This window comes from Bifidobacterium sp. LH_389, from assembly GCF_056357235.1.
On sequence record NZ_JBKEVR010000001.1, the window covers coordinates 401363 to 421282 of the forward strand.

Here is a 19920-nt window from a genome sequence, read left to right on the forward strand (position 1 = left end):
GCGTTGATTACGTTGCTTACGCTACTTGCGCTTCTTCTTCTCGCGCACGTTCACGGAGATCTGGATGGGCGAACCCTCGAATCCGAACTCCTCGCGCAGCGAGCGTTCCAGGAAGCGGCGGTAACCGTGCTCAAGGAAGCCGGTGGCGAAGATCACGAAGCGCGGCGGCCGGCTCGAAGCCTGTGTGGCGAACAGGATGCGCGGCTGCTTGCCGCCCCTCAACGGGTGCGGGTGCTCGCCCTGAATGCGACCCAGGAACGCGTTGAGCTTGCCCGTGGGAATGCGCTTGTCCCACGAGTCAAGTGCCTGACGCATGGCGGAGGCCAGACGATTGGTGTGCCAGCCAGTCTTGGCGGACAGGTTCACGCGCTGCGCCCAGGTGACCCGGTCGAATTCGGTCTTCCACAGGCGCTCGAGGCGCTGCTTGTCGAACTCGTCCATGGCGTCCCACTTGTTGAACACCAGCACGATGGCACGGCCCGCGTCCACGGCCTGACTCATGACCTTAAGGTCCTGATCGGAAATGGGCTGCGAGGCATCGAAGAGCACAAGGGCCAGCTCGGCACGCTCGATCGCCGCGGTGGTGCGCAGCGACGAATAGTATTCCGCACCGGACAGCTTGTGCAGGCGGCGCTTGATGCCGGCCGTGTCGATGAACAGCCAGTCCTCGCCGTCAATCTCAACGATCTCGTCCACCGGGTCGCGCGTGGTGCCGGCCAGATCGTTGACCACGGACCGTTCCTCGCGGGCCAGCTGGTTGAGCAGCGACGACTTGCCCACGTTCGGCCGTCCGATCAGTGCCACGCGGCGCAGTCCGGACGGGGTGAGCGTGCCGGAGGCGGTGTCCGCCTCGTCGAGCTTGCGCAGCGCTTCGTCCAGAAGGTCGCCCACTCCCCTGCCATGCATGGCGGAGATGCCCATCGGCTCTCCCATGCCGAGCTTCCAGAAGTCGGCGGTGAGGTACTCGCTGGCGTTGTCGTCCACCTTGTTCACGGCGAGCGTGACCGGCTTGCCGCTGGAGCGCAGCATCTTCACGATGCGCTCGTCACTGGCGGTCATGCCGATCTGCCCGTCCACCACGAGGATCACGGCGTCCGCGAGGCGCACGGCCACCTCGGCCTGATTGGCGATGGCGGAGTCGAGTCCCTCCACGTCCGTCTCCCAGCCGCCGGTGTCCACGAGCTTGAAGTCGCGGCCGGCCCATTCGGCGTCGTAGCTGATGCGGTCGCGCGTGACGCCCGGCGTGTCCTCCACCACGGAGGCGCGGCGGCCCAGAATGCGGTTGACCAGCGTGGACTTGCCCACGTTCGGCCGGCCCACGACGGCGATCACGCCGACTGCCTGATCCTCAGACACGTCGGCTTCGTCGAAGTCGCCGCGGCCCTCCACGAGCGCCTCGTCGGCCTCGTCCAGCTCGTAGCCCTCGAGGTTGGCCGCGTACTGCTCGTACGCCTGCTCCTCGAGTGCGTCCTCCACGAGCTTCGCCACCGCGTCAATGGTCTGCTCGAGCGTCATGTCCGAGTTGTCGATGGTGACCACGCCGTCCGCGGCGGTGGTGAAGTTGGTGACCTTCGCGTCCATCGCGTCGCGCTTCGCCACGTCGTCGGCGCCTACGTGGGCACCGGAATCGGCGGCCTGACCGGCACGGCGGGCCTCGCGCACCTCCTCGCGGGCGGTGAGCAGCACGCGCACCTCGGCTTCGGGAGCCACCACGGTGGTGATGTCTCGCCCCTCCGCCACAATGCCGGCCCCGCGTGAATGCGAATCGCCGGAGGATTCGCGGGCGATGAACGCACGCTGGGCGGCGATGAGCACGCGGCGCACCGGCAGGATGCCGGAGACCACGGAGACGTGTGCGGAGACCTCGGACGAGCGGATCGCATCGGAGATGTCCTCGCCATCGCACGTCACGGACGGGTGGTCCGGATCGACGGAGATGTCGAAATGGTCGCCGGTGAAGAACTCGCCCACCGCGGTGATGATGGCCTGCTCGTCCGGCTCCGCGGCGTCGAGGTCGATGCCCTCGTGCAGGCACCACCACGCGCACGCGCGGTACATGGCGCCCGTGTCCAGATAGGCGAGACCGTAGCGACGGGCCAGCTCCTTGGAAACGCTGGACTTGCCTACGCCTGCCGGACCGTCGATGGCGACGGTGATCACAGGCCCACCTCCTTGCTCAGGGAGCGCAGTTCGGTCTGAGACAGCACGCGGTACGAGCCGGGCTTGAGTTCGCCGAGCTTGATCGGGCCGATCTGCGTGCGCACCAGACGGCGCACGGGGAAACCGATCGCGCCGAAGATGCGGCGCACGATGCGGTTCTTGCCCGAATGCAGTACCACCTTGACGAGCGTGTGCTCGCGGTTCTGGTCGAGGATCGCGCAGTGGTCGAGCTTGATCCACCCGTCGTCCAGCTGCACGCCCTGCGTGACCAGACGGCGGGCCACCGTACCGGACAGCTTGCCCTCCACGGTGGCGATGTAGGTCTTCTCGACCTCGTACTTGGGGTGCATGACGTGCTGGCTCAGCTCGCCGTCGTCCGTCATGAGGATCAGGCCCTCGGAATCGTAGTCGAGACGGCCCATGTGGAACACGCGCTCGTACTTGTCCCCGATGATGTCGCGCAGGGTGAAGCGGCCCTTCGGGTCCTCCATGGCGCTCAGCACGCGCTTGGGCTTGTTGAGCGCGAGCGTGGTGTGATGGTCGTTGATGCGCACGCGGGAACCGTCGACGCGCACCTCCTGACGGTGGATGTTAACGCGCGTGCCGAGCTGGGTGACGAGTTCGCCATCCACCTCCACACGGCCGTCGAGAATGATCTGTTCGCACTTGCGGCGCGAGCCGAAGCCCGCCTGGGCCAGGATCTTCTGGAGGCGTTCGCCGTCGCTGCTGTGCGGGTCTTGCGCGTGATTCGCGCGGGAATACTGATGTGGCATCGTTCTCCCAACGTGGCCGGGTACATTGCTGTACGGATTCAATAAAGCAAAACGATTGTAACGGCACCTCGGGACGACAGGCAGCACTGCTAGACTCGGGAACGTCTATCCCATATCCATCAGGTAAAGGAACGTCATGTCCAATCCGAATGCATCCGTCGCCGCCCAGCCGGCCGACGACACCGCCCAGGCCGCTGCGGCCCCCGCGCCCGCGCCCGCCCAGCCCTCGCCGTTCGAGGAGACCGAGGCACGCGCCACCGTCCGTCCCGCCCGCAGCCACACCATGCCCGCCGTCAACCCCGGCCTGCTGGCGCTGCGCTGCGGAGGTGAATTCCTCGGCGTGCTGCTCGTCACCTTCGCCATCCTCATCGTCTACACGCTCAGCCAGCTGCTCTACCAGTACTCCGGCATCACGCCCATCATCCTGACCACCGCGCTGGCGTACGGCGCCGCATCCGCGCTGTTCGGCCGCCTGTCCGGCGCACAGCTCAACCCGGCCGTCACCGTGGCCGCCATGCTCACGTCCCGCACGCACTGGATCGACGGCATTGCGTACATCGTCGCTCAGGTGCTCGGCGGTATCGCCGGTGCCGCCCTCTACATGATCGTGCTGCCGACCAGCGAATCCGTGCCGGCCTCCACGTGGTTCACGATGGCCGTCAACGGTTTCGACGAGGCCTCCCGCTCCAGCGGCGCGCTGACCAGCGCGGGCATCAGCTTCGGCTCCACGTTCGCCGTGGTGGTGGAGGTCGTGGCCTGCCTTCTCGTGGTGGGCGCTTCCGTGGCCACGCTGCGCCGGGACGGTACGGCCGACGGTTCCCACGCGTGGGTGGTCGCTCTGGCGTACGGTGCCGGCGCCGCCTTCGCCTACCCGGTCACGGGCGCGGCGCTGAACCCGGCCCGTGCGACCGGCGTGGCGCTGCTTGCGCGCGACAAGGGCCTGTCCGTGGACCCGGTCTCGCAGCTGTGGGTGTTCTGGATCGCGCCGCTGTTCGCCGCCGCGCTGGTGGCCATTGGCATGATCGTGGCGCAGATGGTGGAAGCTGCCGCCAACGTCAACGCCAACGGCAAGGAAGCGGAAGTCGAGACAGAGGTGGAAGCAGAGGGCGCGGGCGTCTTCGCTGACGCCGACGAATCCGCGGCAGAGCCGGCTACGGCACCCGAGACGCCGTCAGAACAGCAGGCGAACGGAGAAGTCGAGGGCGGCCAGCCCGATGCCCAGCGCAATGCTGACGAAGGCGTCGAACGGCACTGACCGCACCTTGAAGGGGCTGCGCTCGCGCAATGCGAGCCGCAGCACCCCGCTGACGACGGCCGCGACGGCAATGATCACCGTCGCGGCCGTCGTGTATCCGCACACGGCCACCACGCCCGCAACGACGACGACCCCCAGCAGGCCCCACTCGTAGACGGGGTTACCCTCATGGGATTCCGAAACGAAGGGATGCTGGTGCATGGTCGTCGTCCTTGCTTGGCTTGTTTGGTGGCTGGTGGCTGGGTGACCGGAGGATGGGGTGGATCGGACGATCGAGCTATCGCCGCCGAGCCACCCGGTCGGATCAGTGGAAGAAGTGGCGGGTGCCGGTGAGGTACATGGTCACGCCGGCCTTCTTGGCCGCTTCGATGACCTCCTCGTCACGGATGGAGCCTCCGGGCTGCACGATCGCCTTGACGCCTGCGTTGATGAGCACCTCAGCGCCGTCCGCGAACGGGAAGAACGCGTCGGAGGCCGCCACGGAGCCCTTGGCACGGTCCACGCCCTCGCCGCCGAGTGTGTTGGCGCGCTCGACCGCCAGATGGCAGGAATCCACGCGGTTGACCTGACCCATGCCGATGCCGACGGTGGCCTGATCGTGCGCCACGAGGATCGCGTTGGACTTCACGCAGCGAATGGCGCGCCACGCGAACACGAGATCCTTGAGCGTGGCCTCGTCGGCAGGCTCACCGGCCACGAGCTTCCACGCGTTCGGATCGTCGCCGGTGGCGTCGATGAGGTCGGCGTCCTGCACCAGCAGACCGCCGTCGATCTGACGGAACTGCGTGTGGCCCTTCGGCGGCTCGGCAACCTTGAGGATGCGCAGGTTCTTCTTCTTGGTCTTGAGCAGCTCCAGCGCCTCCGGCTCGTAGTCGGGGGCCACGATCACCTCGGTGAAGATGGGGCGCACGCCGTTGGCCATGTCCAGCGTGACGGTGGTGTTGCAGGCGATGACGCCGCCGTACGCGCTCACCGGGTCGCAGGCGTGGGCCTTGCGGTGGGCTTCCGCGGCGGTGGCGCCGATGGCCAGACCGCACGGATTGTTGTGCTTGACCACGGCCACGGCGATGGCGGGCGCCAGATCCCACACCGCACGCCAGGCGGCGTCCGCATCCACGTAGTTGTTGTAGCTCATCGGCTTGCCGCCGAGCTGTTCGGCGTGCGCGAAGCCGGTGCGGTTGAGCGGGTCGACGTACAGGGCGGCCTGCTGGTGGGAGTTCTCGCCGTAGCGCAGGATGTGCTGCTTGTCCCACGTGCGGGTGAAGGTCTTCGGGAACTTCGCCTGCTGGGCGGGGGTTTCGCTGTCGTCGGCCGTCTCGGTACCGGCGGCTTCCACCGTGGCGGGCTTGGGCCAGTGCTTGGAGGTCCACTCGTTGATGGTCGCGTCGTAGGCGGCGGTGTGCGCGAACGCCTTGGCGGCGAGCCAGCGGCGCTCCTCGAGCGTGAAGCCGGTGCCGTCGGCCACGCGGGCGGCGACGAGCGCGTAGTCGGCCGGATCGGTGACGATGGCCACGGTGGCACTGTTCTTTGCGGCGCCGCGCACCATGGACGGCCCGCCGATGTCGATCTTCTCGATGGTCGCGGCTTCGTCGGCGCCGGAGCGCACGGTGTCCGCGAACGGGTACAGGTTCACCACCACCAGATCGAACGGCTTGATGCCGAGTTCGGCGAGCTTGGCGGCGTGGGCCGGATTGGTCATGTCGGCGAGGATGCCGGCGTGGATGTGCGGGTCGAGCGTCTTGACGCGGCCGTCGAGGCATTCGGGGAAACCGGTTACCTGCTCCACCGGGGTGACGTGCACACCGAGTTCGGCAAGCTTCGCGGCGGTCGAGCCGGTGGACACGACTTCGGTGCCGGCCTTGACGAACGCCTCGGCGAGCACTTCGATGCCCTCCTTGTGAAACACCGATACCAGCGCGCGTGTAATCGGACGTTGGGTGTTGGTCATCCCTGTTCCTCCTTGGAATCGTGGTCTGAAATACTGGAAATCTTGGAACTCTTGGAAGTGTCGGAATCGATGGGGTGCGGGTTGCTCATGCGCCTTGCCATCCAGCGTATCCCGAAGTACGCGCCAACGCCAACCAGCGCGCACAGCCAGGCCGCGAGCAGGCCCAGCGCCACGCCGTGTCCCGTCATCTGCGTGGATTGGGGTACGTCCACGCCTACGTGAGCGAGCCTGCCCTCCCCCAGCGAACCGTTCGACATGGCAAAGGCGACGGTCATGAACAGAGAGACGAGGGCCGCGGCAAGGCAACTGCCTGCGGCGGGATAGGCCAGCAACGGCACAATGCGTCGAGGGGTGAGCCCCTCCGGCTGCCGCCCGGCTTCGCGCATGTGGGACAGCAACCCGAATCCGGGGCGCAGTGCAATGAAGGCGAGCCCGACGAGGAATGCCATGGCCAGTGGGGTGGCCATGAGCGCCATGCGCACCGGCTCGGATTCGACGGGCCGCGGCAGCAGACCGAAGATCGGCAGCGGCGGCAGGCTTGTGGACTGGCCGGACCAGAGCGTGAATTCGGCCAGATCGCCTATGGAGAAGCCCGCCCCGGTGAGCCAGGACAGCGCCCAGAGCATGAGATTGGGCAGCCATGCGAGCATGGCGACGGTAGTGGTGATGCGCGAGCCGATCTCCATGTTGAGCAGCGTGAACAGCGTGTCCATGGCGTCGTAGTTCATCACGATCCACACGATCACGGTGACGAACGAGGCGAGGATCAGCAGTGCGATGAGCAGTATGCCCATCGCCAATCCGCGCGAGATGGTCCGACGCACCTGCGCCGAAACCTGCTGACGGGCCTGATCGCACAGCATGCGTACGATTCCGGCACGCGGCACGGCAACGATGAGATAGCCGATCGTGAAGACGAGCGCACATTTGCCGGCGATCGTCGGGTCGTTGTCCAGTAGGGCGATGCTGTGCGTTCCGCCCGCCAGATACATGTTGGCACCCACCCAAACGGCCAGTCCTGCCGCGAATCCCGGCAGTCCGGCATGGGTGCGGGCCGTCAGCGTGGCAATGAGCGCCACGAGCATGACGGTGAGCAGCAGGGGCATGATCGTGAGCGATATCGGCCCCGACGAGAAGCCGACGCCCTGCGAGAGCAGTACCACGGCTTCGGTGAGCGGCACCGTCGCATCCGACAGCGTGGTGCCGCCCTCCTCCATCGAGACGACCAGCAGCATGAGTGCGATGAAGCAACCCAGAGCCACCGCGTAGATGGCGATGGCCAGCGCTGCGGCGATTGCTCCTTCGCCCAGTGATCTGAGGGCTTTGCGCATGCTAGGCGAGCGTGGCCATGATCTCGCGCATGTACTGTGCGGTCTGGCCGGGGGTGCGGCCGACGCGGATGCCCACGCGCTCGAGCGTTTCCTTCTTGTCCTTGGCCGTGCCCTTGCCGCCGGAGACGATGGCGCCCGCATGGCCCATCTGCTTGCCTTCGGGCGCGGTGAAACCGGCGATGTATGCGACGATCGGCTTGGCCATGTGCTCGTGGGCCCACAGCGCAGCCTCCTGCTCCGCAGTGCCGCCGATCTCGCCGATCATGACGCACGCCTTGGTGGCGGGATCGGCGTTGAACTGCTGGAGCGCCTCGAGCAGGGTGGTGCCCACGATCGGGTCGCCGCCCACGCCCAGGCAAGCAGTGAAGCCGAAGTCGGACAGTTCGCCCATGAGCTGGTAGGTGAGGGTGCCGGACTTGGAGACCAGTCCGATGGGGCCGCGGTTCACGATGCCGTCGGGGATGATGCCCAGATTGACGCCGGGGTTGGCCGGATCGTCCGACAGGGTGATGAGACCGGGGCAGTTCGGGCCGATGATGCGCACGCCGTGCCGCTGGGCCAGCGCCACGCAGTAGGCGGTGTCCGCGACCGGAATGTCTTCGGTGATGACGACGATGAGTTCGATGCCCGCCTCGATCGCCTCGACGACCGCGCCCTTGGCAAAGCGCGGGGGCACGAACACGACGCTGGCACGGGCACCGGTGGCGGCCTTGGCCTCGGCGCAGGTGGCGTACACGGGGATGCTCGCATCCTCGCCGTTGCGGGCGCCGGGGTAGACGACCTCGGACCCGGCCTTGCGCGGGTTGACGCCGCCGACAATGTTGGTGCCGGCCTTGAGCATGCGGGCGGTGTGGGTCATGCCCTGATGTCCGGTCATGCCCTGAACGATGACGGGGGCGTTATGGTCGATGAAAAGGGTCATCAGCGTTCACCTTTCTGATCCGCTGCGAGCTTGGCCGCCAACTGGGCCGCCTCTTCCATGGTGCGTGCCACGTGGATGCGCGGGTTGTCCGCGCTCAGGAGGGTCCTCAGGCCCTGTTGGGCGGCGTTGCCGTCGAACCGCACCACGATGGGCTTGGCGGTGTTGATGTCGTCCAGCGCCTTGAGGATGCCGTTCGCCACCTCCACGCAGGAGGTGATGCCGCCGTACACGTTGATGAACACGGAGACGACCTGCGGGTCCATGAGTACGATGCCGAGGCTGTCGCTCATCACATCCGCGGAGGCGCCGCCGCCGATGTCCAGGAAGTTGGCCGGCTTGATGCCGGTGCCCTGATCCTCGCCGGCGCCGGAGACCGCGTCGAGCGAGCTCATGACGAGTCCTGCGCCGTTGCCGATCACGCCGACCTCGCCGTGCAGGTGCACGTAGTGCAGGCCACGTTCGCGGGCCTTCTGCTCGTAAGGATCGGAGACGATGGGATCCTCGAAGCGCTTCCAGCCGTCATGGCGGAAGGCGGCATTGTCGTCGAGGGAGATCTTCGCATCCAGTGCGCACAGCGACTTGGAGGATTCGTCGTCCGGGTCGCCGATCTTGGCCAGCGGGTTGATCTCCACGAGCGTGGCGTCGTTGGCCTTGAAGACCTCCCACATCTTGAGCAGAATCTGCGCCGCCTGTTCGACGTCCGCATGGTAGAAGCCGATCTCGGCGGCCATCTTACGGGCGTCCTCGATGCCGAAGTCGCCCAGCGCGCTGATATGCAGCCGCTTGACGGCTTCGGGGTGTGCCTTGGCGATTGCCTCGACCTCGGTGCCGCCGTTCGCGGTGGCCAGCACATCGTAGTCGCGCGACGTGCGGTCCACGGAGATGGACACGTAGTACTCGTGGAGGATGTTCTTCGCCTCGGCCACGAGTACGCCGTTGACCTTGTGACCGTGGATGGTCATGGGCAGAATCTGTTCGGAGTCGAGAATGGCCTCGTTGCGGTCCTGGGCGAGCTTGACGCCGCCGGCCTGGCCACGGTGGCCGATCTTGACCTGCGCCTTGACGACGCAGGGGTAACCGATCTCGTCCGCCGCCTCGGCGACGGCGTGGGAGTTCTCGGCGAAGAGGGAACGCGGCGTGGGAATGCCCTGTTCTTCGAGCAGTTGCTTGGCTTGGTATTCGTACAGATCCATGTGGTGATGCGTCCTTTTGCAGCGAGCAGATCGAATCAGGCGGGCATGACGGTCAGGGAGCTGACGGGCGCATTGCCTAGTGCGGCGCGGCCGTCGAGCCCCTGCAGTTCCATGACGAAGCTGAATCCGGCGACCTTGCCGCCGGCCGCCTCGATGAGTTTGGCGGCTGCCTTGGCGGTGCCGCCGGTGGCGATGAGGTCATCCACGATGAGCACGCGCTGACCGTTGCGGACGGCCGCGGTCTCGATCTCGATGCTTGCCGTGCCGTATTCGAGCTCATAGGATTCCTTGAGCGTTTGCGGCGGCAGCTTGCCGGCCTTGCGCACCGGCACGAAACCCTTGCCCAGATGGGCGGCCAGCGCCGGTCCCAGCAGGAAGCCTCGCGCTTCGAGGCCGGCCACCAGATCGATCTGATCGGCCGGCACCGGCAGGGTGAGCTCCAGGGCCTTGAGCATGAGCTTCAGGCCCTGGGCATCGGTCATGGCCGGGGTGAAGTCCCTGAAGTGGATGCCCGGCTTGGGGAAGTCGGGAATGGTGCGGATCAGCGAGACGACGTATGCGGCGTCCTCGGCGCCGAGCACGTCCAGCTGATCGATCTCGATGTCGGTGTGTTCGCTCATGGCTTCCCTCTTTGCTCGGACTGCGTTGCGACTATCTGTTGTATACCGTCACTTGGTCTGGGCGGGCGTGCCGTTCTGCTCTTCGGACGCCTTGTTTGCGGGCTCGTCGCCCTGCTCGGCGGCTTCGTCGATCGGCTTCTGGGCCTGATCGTCGTCCGCAACGGTCTCCTGCGCCTTGTCTTCGAGACGGTTGCCGTATTCGTCCACCTCGTCGTCATGCACGTAGGCCGGCACGATCGGGGGTTCGGTGAGCGCCTGAAGACGCCAGCGGGACAGGCTGCCCTCGGAATCGATGACCGCCTGCTCCTTCTCCGTGTCCACGGACACGATCTTGCCGAGCAGACCGGAGTAGGTGGCCACCTCGGTGCCGGGCTGGAGGGATTCGCGGAAGTCATTGACCTTGGCCTGCTGCTTCTTGGCCTTCTTGGACTGCCACCACATCATGCCGATCATCAGCACGAGAATGACGATCATGAACAGCGACGTGGGATCAAACGGCATAGCGGGTCTCCTTGCAATACAGGCCGTGCCTTGCACACGGCACTCAAATCCTAGAGTTTAGAACAGTGTGGTGACATCGTCTCCGGGCTGCAAACCCAAGTGTTCCCAAGCCTTTCGGGTCGCCACACGGCCCTTGGGCGTGCGCACGAGGAATCCCTCGCGCACCAGATAGGGTTCGCATACGGTCTCCACGGTCTCGGATTCCTCCCCCACCATGGCCGATAGGTTGTTCAGGCCCACGGGGCCGCCGTTGAAGTTGCGCACGATGGCGTTGAGCACGGCGATGTCCAACCGGTCCAGACCCTGCGAGTCGATCTGGTAGAGTTCCAGCGCCTCGCGTACGTCGGAGGCTTGGACGGTGTCCAGATCGTGGACGATGGCCCAGTCGCGCACGCGCCGCAGCAGGCGGTTCGCGATGCGCGGCGTGCCCCGGGAACGCAGGGACAGCTGCACGGCCGCGTCCTCGCCGAGTGTGATGCCGAGCACCGTGGCCGACCGCTCGATGAGCTTCTCCAGCTCCTCGTGGGGGTAGTAGTCCAGATGTGCGGTGAAGCCGAAGCGAGCGCGCAGCGGGGACGGCAGCATACCTTCGCGCGTGGTGGCGCCGATCACCGTGAAGCGCGGCAACGTGAGCGGAATGGACGTGGCACCGGGCCCCTTGCCCACCATCACATCCACGCGGAAGTCCTCCATGGCAATGTACAGCAACTCCTCGGCGGCCCGCGGCAGACGGTGGATCTCGTCGATGAACAGCACCTCGCCCGGCTCCAGGGCGCTGAGCACCGAGGCCAGATCGCCGGCATGCTGGATCGCGGGGCCGGAGGTGACGCGGATCGGCACCTCGAGCTCGTTGGCCACGATCATCGCCAGCGTGGTCTTGCCCAGTCCCGGAGGACCGGCCAGAAGGATGTGGTCCGGCGGCACCTCGCGTTTGCGCGCGGCGTCCAGAAACAGCTGCAACTGGGCCTTGAGCCGTGGCTGGCCGATGAACGACGAGAGCGCATGGGGGCGCAGCTCCTCGTCGCTCACCTGTTCGTCGCCCATCGGGGCCGCGGACACCATGCGCAGCGAATCCTCCATGGCCCCGGAATTGCGCTGCTTGTCCGCCACGAGTTCGCCCGCCATGGCAGGTCCTTCGTTCATGATGGCCATGTCGTTCACCTCCCCCTATCCAGCGACGCCAACGCCAGCTTGAGCACGCGCGGCACGTCCGATTCGGCGAGCGGCGGCTGAAGGCCCTCCTGCTCGCATACGGCGTCCACGGCATGCTCCGCATCCCGCTGCTGCCAGCCGAGCGAGACGAGTCCCTCCACGCACTGGCGCAGAGCTGCATCCCTCCGCAGCCCGGGTCCCTTTCCCGCGCCTGCGGTCACGGCGTCCATGTCCAGTTTGCCGGCGAGTTCGAGGATGATCTTCTGCGCGCTCTTCTTACCCAGTCCGGGTGCGCGCGACAGGGCCGCCGCATCGCCGTCCGCCACGGCCTGGGCGAGCTGCGAGGGTGTGAGCGTGGAAAGGATGGACAGCGCCACCTTGGGACCGATGCCGCTGACCTTCTGTAATTGTGCGAACAGCGAACGCGACGACTTGGCAAGGAATCCGAACAGCGTGATCGCGTCCTGCGACACGTTGAGCGCGGTATATACACGCACCTCGCGTCCGGCGTGCAGTGCGGCCAGATCCGAAGCGGGCATGCGCAGCTCGAAACCGATGCCGCCCACGTCGATGACGGCCGTGTCCGCGTCGATTTCCGCGACGCTGCCATTGAGCATGCCGATCATCGGGCGCTCCCTTCCCCGGCTGTCCGTTCGCCGGATCCAATGTAGAACAACTGTTCGAAATCCTACATGCCGCGGTCGACGTTCCGGCGGTGCTGCGCCTTCGTGGCATGTTGCGCGGCCAGCGCCCACTGCCGCTGCGCCTCGGTCAGGTGCTCCTCCCGCTCCCCGCCCTGCAGGGCGCCCGCGGGCCGCAGGGCATGGCAGATGGCCAGAGCCAGGGCGTCGGCGGCGTCGGCGGGCGTGGGCAGCGTGTTGAGTCCCAGGATGCGGGCCACCATGCGTTCCACCTGCGGCTTGAGGGCGTGACCGTTGCCGGTGATGGCGAGCTTGGCCTCGGTGGGCGTGTGCAACGCTACGGGTATGCCCCGCTGGGCCGCCGCGAGCATGGCCATGCCGGCCGCCTGAGCGGTGCCGAGCACGGTGTTGCGGTTCTCCTGGGCGAACACGCGTTCGATGGATACGGTGTCCGGAATGAACCGGTCCATCTTGGCGCACAGGCCGTCGTAGATCATCTTGAGACGCAGATCCTGCGAGATGTGCGGGTCCGAGCGGACCACATCCACGTGGATAAACGAAAGCCGGCGGTATGCGCCGGCTTCCACCACGCCAACCCCGCAGCGTGTAAGCCCGGGGTCAACGCCAAGGATGATCACGCGATGTCACTCCGCGTCGAGCTGTTCCATGACCTCGTCAGAGGCGGTCCAGTTGGAGTAGACGTTCTGCACGTCGTCCAGATCGTCGAGGTTGTCGATGAGCTTGGCGACCTTGCGGGCGTCCTCGAGACCCAGCTCGACCTCATTCTTCGGGGCCATGACGGAATCGGCGGAATCGAAGTCGATGCCGGCGTCCTCAAGGGCCTTGCGCACGGTGTGCAGGTCGGACGGACCGGTGATGACGGTGTACACGTCGCCGTCGTCGGCCACGTCCTCGGCACCTGCCTCGGCGGCCTTCTCGAACAGGTCGTCGTAGTCCACGCCCTCGGACGGCACCACGATCTGGCCCTTGCGCTCGAAGTTGAAGGACACGGAGCCGGAGGTGGCCAGCGAACCGTTGCCCTTGGTCAGGGTGGAGCGCACCTCGGCGGCCGCACGGTTGCGGTTGTCGGTCAGGCACTCGATGATCAGGCCCACGCCGGCCGGCGCGTAGCCCTCGTAGACGATGTCCTCGTAGTTGACGCCGCCGGCTTCCTCACCGGAGCCACGCTTGACGGCGCGCTTGATGTTGTCGGCGGGCATGGAGGCCTTCTTGGCCTTGTAGATCGCGTCGTACAGGGACGGATTGCCCGCGGGGTCGCCGCCACCCATACGGGCAGCGATCTCGATGTTCTTGATCAGCTTGGCGAACAGCTTGCCGCGCTTGGCGTCGATGGCGGCCTTCTTGTTCTTGGTAGTCGCCCACTTGGAATGACCGGACATAATGCTCCTAGCAAAGTCGGGAATTGACAATCAGAAGCATATAATAGGCCGTCTCGTTGACAATCGCGCCGGCCTTTCCGAAACTCCGCCCCCTGCGCCGGATAGGCGATGCCGAGTGCCCGCGCATACACGGCCAGCACACGGTCGGTGACCGTCGGCCAGTCGTAGTCGGCCGAACGCTGCGCTCCAAGCCTTGCCAGAGCCTGCCTCCCATCCCGGTCCGCCAGCAGCCCACTCACGGCCCTCGCGCAGTCGTGCCCGTCGCCCACGGCGAACAGGGACGCGGTCCGTCCGCCGTCGCTTACGGCCCGGAACGCCTCGATGCCGGACGCCGCAACCGGGCAGCCGGCGGCCATCGCCTCCGCGAGCACGATGCCGAAGCTCTCCCCGCCGGTCTGCGGAGCCACGTACACGTCCAGCGACCGGTAGAACCGCGCCTTGTCCGCATCGCTCAGACGCCCCAGAAACTCGAACCGTTCACGCAGCCCGGGATCGATACGCGTCAGGAGCGCCTGCGCCGCCGGGGCGCCGTCCCCCGCGCACAGGAACCGTGCGTACGGCCAGAGGCGCACCAGCTCGGCAGCCGCCTCGGCGAACACGCCGAACCCCTTGCGCTCCTCCCCCATGCGGCCCAGGAATCCGATGGTCGGTGCCTGCGGCGTGCCCCGCCATTCCGGGCGGATGGATGCGTTGGCGAAGAACTTGCGGTCGATGCCGTTGGGGACGACCGTCACGGGCACATCGTCCGGCAGATAGTGTTCGGCCGTCCGCTGTGCCGCCTCGCTCACGCAGATGGCCTCGCGCAGATTGCCCAGATACACCTTGAGATAGCGTTCGAAGAAGCGCAGCGCCTTGGGGTACTGGTCGAACGCCGAGTGGAACGTCGCCACGTACGGGCAGGGCCGGAACCCCGCCACGAGCGGCTTGTGGCTCAGACTCGGCGCCTCCGGCTCGTGCAGGTGCAGAATGTCGAAGTGCCCCTGACGCACCCACATGCGTGTTTTGAGCCCCATGAACCCGAAGTAGCTCAGCTGCGCCACGGAGCCGTTGTACGGTATGGAAAACGAGGTTCCGGTGGTCTCCACCCACAGGGGCATGTCCTTGGTGCGCCGACCGGGTGCCAGCACCGCCACGCTGTGCCCGCGCGCCATGAGTTCGGCGGCGAAGTCGCGGATATGGAACTGCACGCCTCCCGGCGTTTCGAACGAATACGGACTGATGATGCCGACCCGCAGTTTGCGGCCGTGCAGCGGATCGGTGGCGGGTTCGTGGCTAAGCATGAATCACCACTGTAACCGCTCTCGTCTGGCCGGAGAAGGTTATCGCGTCATTTTCCGCCACGGTGTGCGGTTTTGATGTGTGGCTTTGTCCGGTTCCGGGACTGTGCGGGCCTGCAGGTCGCGGACCCAGTCGGGCACGTTGCGCAGGCGATCGGCGTCGAGGTCGTGCAGAAAGATCGGCTGCAGCATGTGCCAGTCCTCGGGATGCGCCGCCACGCCCCGGGCCCATACGTCCACCCACGCCTGCGTGAGCTCGTGCACCGCACGGTCCCGGCCGGCGTCGTCTCGCCCTGCCATGGCGCGGTAGGGCGCCGGATCGATCGGCCCGCTGACCTCGCATACGTAGCCGTACAGGGTTCCCGCCGCCCTGCGCCGGGCCCCGCGCAGCCGTTCGCGGTGCATGTTCGCCACGTACAACGGCAGCCCGGTGTCCAGAGCCAATACGGCGGGCCCTGCGGCCACGCGGATCGCCGAACCGAAGGCGCGCACGAACACGCCATGGCGTCCCAGATCGCGGTCGGCGAGCAGCGGCACGATGGCGGGAGGCTCGGCCAACGCCTGCTCCAACCGTCCGACGAGCCCGGATTCACCCGTGAGCAGAATCCGCATGCCAAGCCGCTCCCTGAACTGTACGAACGTATGCAGCAGTTCTTCGTCGCCCAACCGTTCCGCCACGGTGGTCACGGGAGCGACCGCGTCGCGCGCCCAGAACGCGGCATAGTCCCAGTTGCCCTGATGCCCCATGGCGATCGGCGCCGAGCCCTTGGAGTCCCCGGAGGCCCTGGAGCTCGCTCCCGTGAGTGCAATGAGCGAATCCAGACCGTCTCCCCCGCCGCGGATGCGCGCCTTCAGCCTCGCCTCGCCGCGAGGGGACTCGGCGGCGGCACCGACGGTCATCGCCTCGGCGAAATACGTGAAGTACGAGCGCATGCCGGCGTGGCTCAGCCGGCGGAGTGCACGCCCGCCGCGGCCCGTCACCTGTGCGAGGTTGCGCTCCAGCTGGCGAACCCCCGGCACGCGCAGCAGCCATGCCGCGTCCGCAGCAAGCGCAAAACCGCCGCGCAACAGCGGTTCGGGAATGCGATGGGCATGTGCCGCCGTCCATGCCAGCAGACGGTCGGCTGCACTGGCGTTGCCTGTCATACGGATGCTCAGCTACGCGCCTTGCCGTCCCCGGCTGCGACCATCTGCCGGTGTACCTCGCGGATGCGCTGCCACACGGTGACTGCGCCGAGCACGGCCAACAGCACCATGAACGCCATGAGCCAGACCGGGTTGCCCGTCGCGCCGGTCAGCGCCATGCCCACCAGAATGATGACCAGACGGTCCGAGCGCGTGGCCACGCCGTTCTTCGCCTCGAACCCCACCGATTCGGCGCGGGCGCGGGCGTAGGACGTCACGAACGAGGTCATCACGGAGAACAGCGCGCATGCCGCGCCGGTCCACGCCACATAATTCGGCCCGCTCTGAGCCGTACTCGCGGCACCTGCAATGCCCGCCTCGGCCGCCACGATCTCGCGCAGGAAGTAGATGATCACGCCCACCAGCACCGCCCAGTCGGCAATGCGGTCGAGCGTGGAATCGAGGAACGCGCCGAATTTGGTGCCTCCGGTCGTCAGGGCGGCCACCGAGCCGTCCAACGAGTCGAAGATCACCAGCACCGTGAGCAGGACGGCTCCGGGCAGCAGCCAGCCGGTGAACCCGGTCGCGATGCCCACGACGACCGTGCCCACGGCTCCGGCCACCGTCACGGCGTTGGCGCTCACGCCCATCCGCACCAGCAGCACGGCGATGGGGTTGATGATTCTCTTCCACGGATTGCGCAGTTTCTCGAACACGGTTTCACCATATCAGCATTCGTCGGCCCGCCGTCCGCATTGCGGCCCGACAATCGGGCGCGCGGTGTCGGGTTCGAGCGGCCTTACTCCAGCGGCAGGCGGAACGCGGGCGCGAGCTCGGCGAACGCCTTCGCGTAGGCGGCGCGCTGGTCCGAAAGCAGAATCGGCATGGTGCGCGTCTGGGCGACGATCGGCATGAAGTTCGCGTCGCCGTTCCAGCGCGGCACCACGTGCTGGTGCAGGTGCGCGGCCACGCCGGCCCCGGCCACCTCGCCCTGGTTGATGCCGATGTTGTAGCCGTCCGGGTGGGAGACCTGCTCCATGACCTTCATGGCCAGCGTGGTGGCCTTCTCGAACTCGAAGAGCTCCGCGTCGTCTAGCTCGGTGACGAATCCGACGTGACGGTAGGGGCAGATCATGAGATGACCCACGTTGTACGGGTACAGGTTCATGATGGCGAACACATGCGTGCCGCGCCACGCGATCAGACCGTCCTCGTCGGATTTGCGCGGGCCTGCGCAGAACGGGCACTCCTTGGCCTTGGGCTTGGTGGGGCGGTCCTCGCTGTTGCGCAGCACGTAGGTCATGCGCTGCGGGGTCCACAGGCGTTCGACGGTGTCCTCCTGGGGAGGGAACGCCGCCGGATCGTCGATACGTACGTTCGTATCACACTGTTCTTCGCTCATGGCACACTCCTTTTCCGTGCGGCATATGCGCGGACTCTACGGAAAACAAACGGGAATCATACGAAAAGGGGGGACTCCCTCGCAGCGGAAGCAGCAGAAGGAGTCCCCTTTTCGGATCAGTCGGCCAGTGCGGCCTTGAAGTCGTCCGCGGAGTTCACCTGAACGCGCTTCTTGATGGTCTTGAGGATGTCGGCCTTGGCCTCGTCCACCGGCACGCCGTTGAGCTGGCTGCCGTCGCGGAAGCGGAAGCTCACCGCGTTCTTGGAGGCATCCTCCTCGCCCACGATGATGATGTACGGCGTCTTCGACTTGGAGGCGTTGCGGATCTTCTTGCCGAAGCGATCGTCCGAGTAGTCGATCTCGCAGCGGACCATCTCGTCCTCGAGGGACTTGACGAAGCCCGCCAGATGATCGGACACGTCGTCGGAGACCGGGATACCCAGTACCTGCACCGGGGCGAGCCACGCCGGGAACGCACCCGCGTAGTGCTCGAGCAGCACGGCGAAGAAGCGCTCGATGGAGCCGAACAGCGCGCGGTGGATCATCACCGGACGCTGATGGGTGCCGTCGGCCGCGATGTACTCGAGCTGGAAGCGCTCGGGCAGGTTGAAGTCGAGCTGGATCGTGGAGACCTGCCAGGTGCGGCCGATCGCGTCGCGGGCCTGCACGGAGATCTTCGGACCATAGAACGCGGCGCCGCCCGGGTCGGCCACCAGATGCAGGCCGGACTCCTGAGCCACCTCGGCCAGCGTGTTGGTGGCTTCCTCCCAGATCTCGTCGCTGCCGACGTACTTGTGCTCGTCCTTGGTGGACAGCTCCAGGTAGAAGTCGTTGAGGCCGAAGTCCTTGAGGACCGTCAGCACGAAGGTCAGCAGGCTCTTGAGCTCGTCCTTCATCTGCTCGCGGGTGCAGTAGATGTGCGAGTCGTCCTGCGTCAGGCCGCGCACGCGGGTCAGGCCGTGGACCTCGCCGGACTTCTCGTAGCGGTACACGGTGCCGAACTCGAACAGGCGCAGCGGCAGCTCCTTGTAGGAGCGCTGGCGGGCCTTGAAGATCAGGTTGTGCATCGGGCAGTTCATGGGCTTGAGGTAGTAGTCGAAGCCCGGCTTGGTCACGTTGCCGTCCTCGTCGTACTCCTCGTCCAGGTGCATGGGCGGGTACATGCCGTCCTTGTACCAGTGCAGGTGGCCGGAGGTCTCGTACAGACCGCCCTTGGTGATGTGCGGGGTCTGCACGAAGCTGTAGTGGTGCTTGCGGTGCATCTCGCGCGAGTAGTCCTCCATGGCGTTGATCACCGCGGCGCCCTTCGGGTGGAACACGGCAAGGCCCGGACCGATCTCGTCCGGGAAGGAGAACAGGTCCATCTCCTGACCGAGCTTGCGGTGGTCGCGCTTGGCGGCCTCCTCCATGCGGGTCATGTAGGCCTTGAGGTCCTCCTTGGTGGCGAACGCGGTGCCGTAGATGCGCTGCAGCATCGGGTTCTTCTCGCTGCCGCGCCAGTAGGCGGCGGCCGAGCGCTGGATCTTGAACGCCTTGATGTAGCGGGTGTTCGGCAGGTGCGGTCCGCGGCACAGGTCCTTCCAGACCACTTCGCCCTCGCGGTTGACGTTGTCGTAGAAGCTCAGTTCCTTCTCGGCAATCTCGGTGGCGGTGGCCGGGTCGAGATGCGCTTCCTTGTCCTTGATGAGCTCGATCTTGAAGGGCTGGCCCTCCTCCTCGGCCAGGGCCTCGTCCTCGGTCACCACGCGGCGGCGGAAGGACTGGGATTCCTTCACAATGCGCTGCATGTGCTTCTCGATCTCCTTGAGATCGTCCGGCGTGAACGGCTTGGCCACTTCGAAGTCGTAGTAGAACCCGTCCTTGATGACCGGGCCGACGCCGAGCTTGGCGTCCGGGAACAGCTCCTGAACCGCCTGGGCCATGACGTGCGTGGCGGAATGACGCATGATCGCCAGACCGTCCTCGCTGTCCAGCGCGATGGGCTCGACCGTGTCGCCGTCGTGCAGCTCGGTGTACAGGTCGCGCGGTTCGCCGTTGAGACGCACCGCGATGATGTTCTTGTCGTCCGCGAACAGATCCACGCCGGTCTGGGTTGCCTCCACCTCCTTCGGTTCGCCGTTGAGTGTGATGGAGATGGTTGACTGTGCCATTGTGGTGTCCTTACTATCGTGGGTCCGCGTTACAAGGTGCAGGCCTGGACTGGTTTGTTTCAGCAACCGA

General features: G+C 66.4%; 18 protein-coding genes and 1 pseudogene. 1 reads left to right on the forward strand and 18 read right to left on the reverse strand.

Translation table 11 applies throughout. The annotated features are described in order from the left end of the window. Nucleotides 1–21: 21 nt before the first annotated feature. Together der and AC1AZA_RS01755 are read right to left on the reverse strand one after the other, a co-directional pair. Nucleotides 22–2160, reverse strand: coding sequence for a bifunctional cytidylate kinase/GTPase Der (gene der, locus AC1AZA_RS01750; protein ID WP_476513019.1), 2139 nt, complete (start codon nucleotides 2158–2160; stop codon nucleotides 22–24). Beyond that, nucleotides 2157–2933, reverse strand: a complete 777-nt coding sequence (locus AC1AZA_RS01755) for a pseudouridine synthase (protein WP_476513020.1) — start codon at nucleotides 2931–2933, stop codon at nucleotides 2157–2159. Before AC1AZA_RS01755 ends, der begins: the two co-directional genes overlap by 4 nt. Before the next feature lie 136 nt (nucleotides 2934–3069). On the opposite strand from AC1AZA_RS01755, the gene AC1AZA_RS01760 reads away from it, so the two are divergent. Further along, nucleotides 3070–4188 (forward strand): MIP/aquaporin family protein, encoded by a 1119-nt coding sequence (locus AC1AZA_RS01760; protein ID WP_476513021.1) that lies wholly within the window; start codon nucleotides 3070–3072, stop codon nucleotides 4186–4188. On the opposite strand, the gene AC1AZA_RS01765 is transcribed toward AC1AZA_RS01760, so the two are convergent. The 16 genes and pseudogenes from AC1AZA_RS01765 to thrS form a co-directional block, all read right to left on the reverse strand. Further along, complete coding sequence (locus AC1AZA_RS01765) at nucleotides 4105–4389, reverse strand: DUF3017 domain-containing protein (protein ID WP_476513022.1); 285 nt, start codon at nucleotides 4387–4389, stop codon at nucleotides 4105–4107. The two genes, AC1AZA_RS01760 and AC1AZA_RS01765, sit on opposite strands and share 84 nt — an antisense overlap. Nucleotides 4390–4492: 103 nt before the next feature. Continuing rightward, nucleotides 4493–6136: a bifunctional phosphoribosylaminoimidazolecarboxamide formyltransferase/IMP cyclohydrolase gene (purH, locus tag AC1AZA_RS01770; protein ID WP_476513023.1), complete on the reverse strand. Its 1644-nt coding sequence runs from the start codon at nucleotides 6134–6136 to the stop codon at nucleotides 4493–4495. After that, entirely contained in the window at nucleotides 6133–7467 is a 1335-nt protein-coding gene (locus AC1AZA_RS01775; RefSeq protein WP_476513024.1) for a cell division protein PerM, read from the reverse strand. Before AC1AZA_RS01775 ends, purH begins: the two co-directional genes overlap by 4 nt. A gap of 1 nt (nucleotide 7468) precedes the next feature. Beyond that, entirely contained in the window at nucleotides 7469–8389 is a 921-nt protein-coding gene (gene sucD, locus AC1AZA_RS01780; RefSeq protein WP_476513025.1) for a succinate--CoA ligase subunit alpha, read from the reverse strand. After that, entirely contained in the window at nucleotides 8389–9582 is a 1194-nt protein-coding gene (gene sucC, locus AC1AZA_RS01785; protein WP_476513026.1) for an ADP-forming succinate--CoA ligase subunit beta, read from the reverse strand. Before sucC ends, sucD begins: the two co-directional genes overlap by 1 nt. Before the next feature lie 35 nt (nucleotides 9583–9617). Continuing rightward, nucleotides 9618–10202, reverse strand: a complete 585-nt coding sequence (locus tag AC1AZA_RS01790; protein ID WP_476513027.1) for an adenine phosphoribosyltransferase — start codon at nucleotides 10200–10202, stop codon at nucleotides 9618–9620. 48 nt (nucleotides 10203–10250) lie between these two features. Next, nucleotides 10251–10703 (reverse strand): preprotein translocase subunit YajC, encoded by a 453-nt coding sequence (locus AC1AZA_RS01795; RefSeq protein WP_476513028.1) that lies wholly within the window; start codon nucleotides 10701–10703, stop codon nucleotides 10251–10253. Between the two features lie 57 nt (nucleotides 10704–10760). Next, the gene (gene ruvB / locus AC1AZA_RS01800; RefSeq protein WP_476513159.1) at nucleotides 10761–11828 is read right to left on the reverse strand and encodes a Holliday junction branch migration DNA helicase RuvB; all 1068 of its coding nucleotides are present in this window, start codon (nucleotides 11826–11828) and stop codon (nucleotides 10761–10763) included. A gap of 32 nt (nucleotides 11829–11860) precedes the next feature. Next, a complete protein-coding gene (gene ruvA, locus AC1AZA_RS01805; protein ID WP_476513029.1) occupies nucleotides 11861–12481 on the reverse strand; it encodes a Holliday junction branch migration protein RuvA in 621 nt (206 codons plus the stop codon). Nucleotides 12482–12543: 62 nt separating this feature from the next. Continuing rightward, complete coding sequence (ruvC, locus tag AC1AZA_RS01810; protein ID WP_476513030.1) at nucleotides 12544–13134, reverse strand: crossover junction endodeoxyribonuclease RuvC; 591 nt, start codon at nucleotides 13132–13134, stop codon at nucleotides 12544–12546. Between the two features lie 6 nt (nucleotides 13135–13140). Further along, nucleotides 13141–13896 (reverse strand): YebC/PmpR family DNA-binding transcriptional regulator, encoded by a 756-nt coding sequence (locus AC1AZA_RS01815; RefSeq protein ID WP_476513031.1) that lies wholly within the window; start codon nucleotides 13894–13896, stop codon nucleotides 13141–13143. Between the two features lie 113 nt (nucleotides 13897–14009). Then, a pseudogene (locus AC1AZA_RS01820) lies at nucleotides 14010–15176 on the reverse strand (glycosyltransferase family 4 protein); the annotation flags it as partial. Nucleotides 15177–15215: 39 nt separating this feature from the next. Further along, on the reverse strand, nucleotides 15216–16319 hold the full coding sequence (locus tag AC1AZA_RS01825; RefSeq protein WP_476513032.1) for a phosphatidylinositol mannoside acyltransferase: 1104 nt from the start codon (nucleotides 16317–16319) through the stop codon (nucleotides 15216–15218). An 8-nt stretch (nucleotides 16320–16327) separates the two neighbouring features. Then, a complete protein-coding gene (locus AC1AZA_RS01830) occupies nucleotides 16328–17014 on the reverse strand; it encodes a CDP-alcohol phosphatidyltransferase family protein (protein ID WP_476513033.1) in 687 nt (228 codons plus the stop codon). A gap of 83 nt (nucleotides 17015–17097) precedes the next feature. Beyond that, complete coding sequence (locus tag AC1AZA_RS01835; RefSeq protein ID WP_476513034.1) at nucleotides 17098–17700, reverse strand: HIT family protein; 603 nt, start codon at nucleotides 17698–17700, stop codon at nucleotides 17098–17100. Between the two features lie 116 nt (nucleotides 17701–17816). Further along, nucleotides 17817–19850, reverse strand: coding sequence for a threonine--tRNA ligase (gene thrS, locus AC1AZA_RS01840; RefSeq protein WP_476513035.1), 2034 nt, complete (start codon nucleotides 19848–19850; stop codon nucleotides 17817–17819). Nucleotides 19851–19920 lie beyond the last annotated feature (70 nt).

Excerpts from the sequence above, each read along its gene's own strand:
- AC1AZA_RS01755 (WP_476513020.1), bottom strand. The coding sequence starts at position 2,933 with ATGCCACATCAGTATTCCCGCGCGAATCACGCGCAAGACCCGCACAGC.
- AC1AZA_RS01760 (WP_476513021.1), top strand. The coding sequence starts at position 3,070 with ATGTCCAATCCGAATGCATCCGTCGCCGCCCAGCCGGCCGACGACACC.
- AC1AZA_RS01765 (WP_476513022.1), bottom strand. The coding sequence starts at position 4,389 with ATGCACCAGCATCCCTTCGTTTCGGAATCCCATGAGGGTAACCCCGTC.
- purH (WP_476513023.1), bottom strand. The coding sequence starts at position 6,136 with ATGACCAACACCCAACGTCCGATTACACGCGCGCTGGTATCGGTGTTT.
- AC1AZA_RS01775 (WP_476513024.1), bottom strand. The coding sequence starts at position 7,467 with ATGCGCAAAGCCCTCAGATCACTGGGCGAAGGAGCAATCGCCGCAGCG.
- sucD (WP_476513025.1), bottom strand. The coding sequence starts at position 8,389 with ATGACCCTTTTCATCGACCATAACGCCCCCGTCATCGTTCAGGGCATG.
- sucC (WP_476513026.1), bottom strand. The coding sequence starts at position 9,582 with ATGGATCTGTACGAATACCAAGCCAAGCAACTGCTCGAAGAACAGGGC.
- AC1AZA_RS01790 (WP_476513027.1), bottom strand. The coding sequence starts at position 10,202 with ATGAGCGAACACACCGACATCGAGATCGATCAGCTGGACGTGCTCGGC.
- AC1AZA_RS01795 (WP_476513028.1), bottom strand. The coding sequence starts at position 10,703 with ATGCCGTTTGATCCCACGTCGCTGTTCATGATCGTCATTCTCGTGCTG.
- ruvB (WP_476513159.1), bottom strand. The coding sequence starts at position 11,828 with ATGGCGGGCGAACTCGTGGCGGACAAGCAGCGCAATTCCGGGGCCATG.
- ruvA (WP_476513029.1), bottom strand. The coding sequence starts at position 12,481 with ATGATCGGCATGCTCAATGGCAGCGTCGCGGAAATCGACGCGGACACG.
- AC1AZA_RS01815 (WP_476513031.1), bottom strand. The coding sequence starts at position 13,896 with ATGTCCGGTCATTCCAAGTGGGCGACTACCAAGAACAAGAAGGCCGCC.
- AC1AZA_RS01825 (WP_476513032.1), bottom strand. The coding sequence starts at position 16,319 with ATGACAGGCAACGCCAGTGCAGCCGACCGTCTGCTGGCATGGACGGCG.
- AC1AZA_RS01835 (WP_476513034.1), bottom strand. The coding sequence starts at position 17,700 with ATGAGCGAAGAACAGTGTGATACGAACGTACGTATCGACGATCCGGCG.
- thrS (WP_476513035.1), bottom strand. The coding sequence starts at position 19,850 with ATGGCACAGTCAACCATCTCCATCACACTCAACGGCGAACCGAAGGAG.